Source organism: Vibrio sp. 1751 (assembly GCF_033339895.1).
Classification (GTDB): domain Bacteria; phylum Pseudomonadota; class Gammaproteobacteria; order Enterobacterales; family Vibrionaceae; genus Vibrio; species Vibrio alginolyticus.
In genome coordinates this window covers 84,123-91,385 of sequence record NZ_JAWOVM010000010.1, presented here as the reverse complement: position 1 = coordinate 91,385, position 7,263 = coordinate 84,123, and the positions used below count along the sequence as shown (strand labels likewise).

The 7,263-nt window shown below is 44.6% G+C and carries 5 protein-coding genes and 1 pseudogene; 2 read left to right on the top strand and 4 right to left on the bottom strand.

Annotated features, from left to right (window positions below; all coding sequences use genetic code 11):
* Together R7041_RS06115 and R7041_RS06110 are read left to right on the top strand one after the other, a co-directional pair.
* Positions 1-384 (top strand): annotated as a pseudogene (locus R7041_RS06115) (hypothetical protein); the annotation flags it as partial.
* A gap of 4 nt (positions 385-388) precedes the next feature.
* Positions 389-2,035, top strand: coding sequence for a BatD family protein (locus R7041_RS06110; protein WP_258460656.1), 1,647 nt, complete (start codon positions 389-391; stop codon positions 2,033-2,035).
* Between the two features lie 125 nt (positions 2,036-2,160).
* Here R7041_RS06110 and R7041_RS06105 read toward each other — a convergent pair whose 3' ends face one another.
* The 4 genes from R7041_RS06105 to pstC all read right to left on the bottom strand — a co-directional run bounded on the left by R7041_RS06105 (position 2,161) and on the right by pstC (position 7,243).
* Complete coding sequence (locus tag R7041_RS06105) at positions 2,161-4,287, bottom strand: GGDEF domain-containing protein (RefSeq protein ID WP_054574929.1); 2,127 nt, start codon at positions 4,285-4,287, stop codon at positions 2,161-2,163.
* Positions 4,288-4,614: 327 nt separating this feature from the next.
* Complete coding sequence (gene pstB, locus R7041_RS06100; protein ID WP_005375156.1) at positions 4,615-5,364, bottom strand: phosphate ABC transporter ATP-binding protein PstB; 750 nt, start codon at positions 5,362-5,364, stop codon at positions 4,615-4,617.
* A gap of 60 nt (positions 5,365-5,424) precedes the next feature.
* The gene (gene pstA, locus R7041_RS06095; RefSeq protein ID WP_005383923.1) at positions 5,425-6,288 is read right to left on the bottom strand and encodes a phosphate ABC transporter permease PstA; all 864 of its coding nucleotides are present in this window, start codon (positions 6,286-6,288) and stop codon (positions 5,425-5,427) included.
* Between the two features lie 22 nt (positions 6,289-6,310).
* On the bottom strand, positions 6,311-7,243 hold the full coding sequence (gene pstC / locus R7041_RS06090; RefSeq protein ID WP_005375154.1) for a phosphate ABC transporter permease subunit PstC: 933 nt from the start codon (positions 7,241-7,243) through the stop codon (positions 6,311-6,313).
* Positions 7,244-7,263 lie beyond the last annotated feature (20 nt).

Here is a 7,263-nt window from a genome sequence, read left to right as displayed (position 1 = left end):
CAACAGCAACAGCAACAGCAACAGCAACAGCAACAGCAACAGCAACAGCAACAGCAACAGCAACAGCAACAGCAACAAAAGTCTCAAAACGAAGGGAAAGAAGCGCAAGGACAACAGTCACAAAATCAGCAAGATTCTGAAAATAAAAAAGAAAAACAAAAAACGGAACAACATCAACCGCAACGAGATGACAAGCAAGTGAAGGATCAAGGTGAACCAATACAGGCTAAAGCGCATCCCGAAAAAATGCATCAGGATGATCCTGAGTTCCGTCGACTAGAAGCAGTAGAAAGTGCTCGCGACCCAAGCTTTTTGATCCGTGCGCAAATGCAACTTCAAGCGCAACAAAAACAACCTCCACAACAATCTCAAAAGGAGTGGTAAGCCTGTGATGAACAAAGGCGTAAAACTGGTCTTTATTTTTGTGGCCAGCCTAATATCCAGTTTCTCGGTGATGGCACAGACACTTCAAGCTAGTGTGAATAAAACACAAGTAGCCAAGAATGAAGTGATTAACCTCAGAATCATTTCAGATACTGAGCTCAGGCCAGACTCAATCGACTTCAATGTTCTAGAGAAAGACTTCTTCTTGGGTCAACCTCGTTATGGCCGCTCTAGCAATAACATTAACGGAAGAAAATCAGTGCGTACCGAGTGGAGTATCTCAATTGCACCAATGAAAGAAGGTGTTCTGACTATTCCAAGTTTTTCCGCTGATGGTATGAAAACGGAGCCGATCAAACTACGTGTCAACGCGAGCCAAACAGACCCCAATCTTGATGATCTATTTAGCTTCAATATTACGGTCGACAACAGTACGCTCTACCCTCAGCAATCTGCAACATTACGTATACAGCTTCTAATCAAAGCGGACACTCGACGCCTAGATAACCCACAAATAGTACCTCCGCAAATTGAAGGCATGAAGCTTGAGGCACTGGGTGGCTTACAGCAAAGACAGAAGATCTTAAATGGGTTAGAAGTAGCGGTCATAGAGCAGTCGTTTCGCTTAACGGCCAATCAACCAGGCACTTATACCTTGATAGGTCCTAAACTGACCGGTTCTTATATTTATGGCGACAGCTTGACGGGCTCAACCAAAATAATGCCTATCAATACCAAAGCGGAACGCATGCCAATAACGGTCAAACCGATTCCGAGCGAATTTAAAGGTGAATGGCTTCCTGCTTCAGCGTTAGAAATGACACAGAGCTGGCAAGACGATCAAGGTAATCTACTGTCGATTAACGCGATCAACACAGTAAAGCAAGGTTCTTCACTCACTCGAACCATTCAAGTTAAGGCTCGCGGTACACAAGCCGAATATCTGCCACGAGTCAATATTAGTTACCCGAGTTCACTGCGCGTGTATCCCGAACAACCTAAGTTCGATAGTGCGAGAGATGGCACCGTTACCATGACGGTGAAGCAAGTCATTATTCCTACAGAGGCCGGGAAATATACCTTACCAGGATACGACTTGAACTGGTGGGACAGTCAAAATGATGAAGCGAAGAAAACAACGTTACCAGAGCTAACATTAGACGTAGAGAAAAATGACACTGGGCTAATCACGTTGCCGGAATCGCCTCTTTCAGCGCCTTTAGTGTCAGCCCCTAGTCCTGAATCAAGCGGCGATGTAAACAGTCTCTGGCGAACATTAACCTTTGTTTTCTTAGGGCTTTGGATAATGACATTGGGAATCGCTATTTGGGCATGGAAAAAGCGGTCAATAACAGCGAGTGGAACGGTTTCATATACTGAACAGCCACTTTGCATCGACGCGCTAAAAAAAGTCATCGAAGAGGGCGATGCTGCGAAAATTGAACGCTCTGTAAATGAGTATTTAACCACTCATCAAGGCAGGCTAAACCCTGGCGACGTACAAGCAATTAAGCAAGAGCTTAATGCCATGAATCAAGCGTATTTTAGTGCTAACCAACAACCTTGGAGCCCTGATTCGCTGCTAGCGAAAATTCAAAACCTTGGCAAAGCAAACGTAACGAAAACCGACCACCAACTCGAAAAGTTATAAATAACTAGATAACAATGGCAGCTCTCATGAGCTGCCAATTCTCTTATCCGGCCAAATTTTGCTTTAGCGGTTTTATCTAGAGCACCAACCGCCGCTTCTTCCCTATCAAGTTGCTCTTATGAACATCACTTACTCAACAAAACTTGGGGCTCGTATTCGTATCGCCTTACACAATTTCGCCCATGATTCTTCGCTTGATAGAGTGCCTTATCCGACAACTGATATAAATGGTCGAAATTAAAGTCTTTGCCTTTCGCTTTATAACAGGAGTAACCGACTGAAACGGTAAGTAACTCCCCTTCTGGGTTATGTCGATGCTTTATCCCCTCGCCCTCGATGCACTGACGAATGCACTCTGCTCTCAGTCGGACCTCCTCTTGCTCAGAACCAATCATGAGCAATGCAAACTCCTCACCTCCGATACGGCAAAAAACTTCATCTTCACCTTTGGTATGATGATCCAAGATATAGCCAATTCGCATCAATGCGATATCGCCTTCGAGATGACCATAGTGATTATTGAATAAGCCAAAATGGTCAATATCAATCAGGATCAGGCCAAACGACATGTCGTCTTCACACTCTAGGGCACAATATTTTTGCATCACATGTTCTAACATGCGGCGATTACCAAGACGCGTCAAAGGATCGAGCTTAGAAAGTACCTCAAGCTGTCGATTGGCTTCCTCCAACTCTTTTGTTCGGTTCTGAACCTCCAGCTCTAAGTTTTCGTTTAATTCGCGAATCGCCTCTTGAGCTTGAGTACGTTGCAATACTTCAGCTAAGCTGGACGCGAACATACGAATCACTTCACGTAACTGAGAAGTTAACGGCGCACGTGTCAGCAAATTATCAACAGCGATAAAGGCGATAGGACCACTGCTATTTGAAGTCAATACCGTCATCGCAGCCCAACCAAAGCCAACAATATTACAGTCATGATAAATAGGCACTGATTCTTCAAATGCGACTTCGTTTGGCATTGAGCGAGCCAAATTTATAAGAGAGAAATCTTGGGTTTCGCCAAAGAAGTAAGATTCATCCACCACGTTACCTTGAATATCGGTACCCCACGTTCCTTGCATGTAAGAGCAATTTTCATCAGTTAAAAACACCGCCATTCGATCAATACCAAGATTTTTAATGGCGAAAGTGACGGCCGATTTGCATACTCCACTGACAGTAGTGCAACGTGATAACTCAACCATGCTTGAATGCAACATGCGTACGTTTTGTTCTTGGCGCTTACGAATGTAAATTTGAGAGAAGAGTGAACCAAACGAGTCCAACATCTGTTTTTGATATGCCGTTATCGGCTTACGATGAATAAAGTTATCTAGCGCGAACCACCCAAACGGTTCATTGCCATCGCGTAAAATCAACATCGCATTCCAGCCCTGCCCGATGACCTTGCCTGCTGTGTATATTGGCGCGTCTTCTACAATCACTAAGTTGCTCTCAAGGCTAGATAACGCGGTGATATACTCCTCGCTAAGTTGGTGTAAATCATATTGTGTGTGAAATTCATCAATCGTAATTCCTGACTCATCCGTGCCGTATGTACCACTGAAGCTGCGCTTTTTCATATCGAGAAGCATCAGTGTAGAGCGATCAAACCCAAGTCGTTCACGTAACGCTTCGACGGCTTTGTAGTACAAGTCCTTTAAAGAATCAGGATTAGAGATTTCGAGTGCAACTTGCTGAACTAACTTCATATTTTCGATAAAGCGCTCGCGTTGGCTAATCTCATCAACATATTGCGCTTCACGAATATCTCTGTGCCTGATCTCTTTCGAGGCATTTTTTTCAGCACGAATACATTGCCAACGCGCCGCTGCGAGCTGCATTGCGTCGTAACTTTCTTCATAGATATTATGTGCTGTGCGAGCATGTACAGATTGAATCAGTAGGTAGGTACGTTTGATAGGCGTGTTGTCGAGCATCATGATGTAACTATCACCGCCTAAATCTCGGGTGTGATTCCAGTTACAAGTGTTGATCGCCAGAGGTATGATGCTTTCAGAGGTATCAAACTGACTTGCCCACTCCCAGAATGTCTCAGGATAGTTTTGGGTTGGGTAAAGCTCTCCGCGAGAGAAGCTCATTGAATGACGAGGGTTAATTGAAGGATCTTCAAAAATAGCTAGGGCTTGAGGGGAGAACAGACTCTCTAAATGATCAAAGATTGCCTCCGCTAGCAACCGATGGTCCCTCGTTGAAGACACTTTTCTTGTAAAACTTCTTAAACTCACCCTACCAACCTAATCTACTTTTTTATCCTCGATAAAAAACTACTTAGGCCATGATATGCAATCAATACGTTCAAATTTGAGCTGTTAAGTCATTCGCAAAATTATCAGACTTAGTGTTACATTCGAGAGCTCTTCAGCACTTTTAAAGCCATGTTTCACATAAGTTACATGCTTTATAAACTGGGGAGGAAAGTTGTACTTATTTACAAGATTTTTGTGTTGGTAGATGTTTTAAGCCTACGACTTAAAAAGAAAAAGGCCCCTCATCAAGAGGGGCAAAGTTACCATCGCTTATAGTTATTTAGTTATGCTTGTAAATACGGTGGATTAACCGAAATCACCATTTACGTAGCCTTGAGTACGGTCGTCTTGAGGGTTGCTAAAGATCACTTGCGTATCGTTGTGCTCAACCAGTTCACCCATTAGGAAAAACGCAGTGCGGTCAGAGATACGACGCGCCTGTTGCATTGAGTGAGTCACGATAACGATGGTGTAGTTCTTCTTTAGCTCTTCCATCAGTTCTTCGATTTTGTGTGTCGCAATTGGGTCAAGTGCCGACGTTGGCTCATCCATCAGAATCACATCCGGCTCCATCGCGATTGTACGTGCAATACATAAACGTTGCTGCTGACCACCAGAAAGACCGAATGCGTGTGATTTAAGGCGATCTTTCACCTCATCCCAAAGTGCAGCACCGCGCAGCGAACGCTCTACCACTTCATCAATTGTCTTTTTGTCTTTGATACCTTGAGCACGTAAGCCGTAAGCCACGTTCTCGTAAATGCTCATCGGGAATGGGTTTGGCTTTTGGAATACCATGCCGACTTTGATGCGAAGGTCAGCAACATCAATGTTGCCGTAAATATCTTCGCCGTCCATCGCCAATTTACCTGTAATTTTCACGCCTTCGATTAGATCATTCATTCGGTTCAAACAGCGTAGAAGCGTTGATTTTCCGCAACCTGACGGGCCGATAAGTGCAGTTACTTGGCGAACTGGAATTGGTAAGTTGATCGATTTCAGTGCTTGGTTGTCACCGTAGAATAGGTCTAGGTTTTCAATATCAAATTTGTTCATTGTCTTAATCTCTTAATTCTTGAATTCGTGTCTTTTAACGTGCGTTCTTAATTAGTGTTGTTAGTAAGTTGCGGTGTTAAAACGTCTAGCAATCAGTTTCGTTACCATGTTGATCAAGAGAACAACTACGATAAGCACTGTTGCCGTACCGTAAGCCTGATTCCATTCTTCAACGGTAAACAGTTCGGTAGTCAGTTTGTATAGGTGAACGGTTAGCGTACGACCTGAATCCAATAAAGAGTCCGGAATACGTGCAACCATACCTGCTGTCAGGAATACTGGAGCAGACTCACCAATGACACGACCAATACTTAGAATGACCGAGGTTAAGATACCTGGCATTGCACTCGGAAGAATCAAACGCCAGATAGTGTAAATCTTAGAAGCACCGAGGCCATAAGAGCCTTCACGGTAAGTTTGTGGCACTGCCATCAGCGCTTCTTCCGTTGTACGGATGATCACTGGCAGGATTAGGATACTTAGCGTCAATGCACCCGACAGAATCGAGAAGCCAAGGCCAAGAATCGCCACGAAGAAAGTCATACCAAACAGGCCGAAAATGATCGACGGGATACCCGCCAATGACTCGGTACAGAATCGGATGATTTTCACCAAACGACTGCCCACTTTCGCGTATTCGGTCAAGTAGATTGCCGTCATGATACCGAGTGGCGCTGCCACTGCGATAGAAGCGATAACCATGTAAATGGTCGCCACAATCATTGGGAAGATACCATGCTCTTCACCTGTACGCGTATAGTTATCAGTAATGAAGTTCCAATCTACGTGTTGTAGACCGTTTGATAGGATGTACCAGATAATCCAGAACAAAAAACCTACCGTTAGTGCTGCCGAGATCCAGACAAATGCGTTAAAGACATTATCTTTGAACTGGCGTGCTTTTTTCAGTTTTGCGCGATCCATAATAGTCACCTTTAACGAGCGATTACTTCGCTTTTTCTCGGTTTAGGTACAGTAGTACAGCGTTCAACGACATGATGAAGACCAGAAGTACTACACCTGTAGCGTAAAGTGCGTTCGCGTGAACACCACTTGCGTAAGACATTTCAATAGCGATGTTTGCAGTTAGTGTACGAGCCGAATCCAAGATGCCTTCTGGCATTGCCGGCGCGTTACCCATAACCATGATAATCGCCATGGTCTCACCCAACGCACGACCGATACCCAGTATCACACCTGTCATGATGCCTGAGCGAGCCGCTGGAACGAGCAACTTAAAGATGGTGTAGATTTTCGATGCGCCCAGTGCCAAAGAACCTTCTTTATAAGTACGAGGGACAGCGCGAATAGACGTTTCAGAAACCGTAATTACTGTTGGTAGAATCATCACACCAAGAACAATAATACCGGCCAAGATAGTGTTACCTGCAGGTACATCAAATACTTTCTGAATCAATGGAACGATAATAACCAGACCGAAGAAACCGTAGACCACTGAAGGAATACCGGCTAGCAGCTCAACCGCTGGACGGATGATGTCTGCTAATCGCTTTGGTGCGATTTCAGCGATAAAAATGGCGGTCAGAACACCAATTGGAACCCCAACAATGACAGCACCAGCCGTCGATACGATAGATGCCACAATCATGGTGGCGACACCGTAAAGCGCAGGTGGTAACCAGTTTTGTCCTAAGACAATGCCCGATACGCCTGCTTCTTGGAATGCCGGAATACTCTCTCGAACGATGAAGTATGCAATAACGGCCAATGAAACAATGCCGATTACGGCACTCGTTAGGAACAAGCCGTGGAAGATGCGCTCTTTCCAGTCTACACGACGCTTCTCGCGTAGGCCTGACTTGCTGATAGCTCTAGCGTCAGTATTCATAAGCTTTTCACTATTTGTTGCGATGGTCATTTAAAAATCTCACGGTTCTG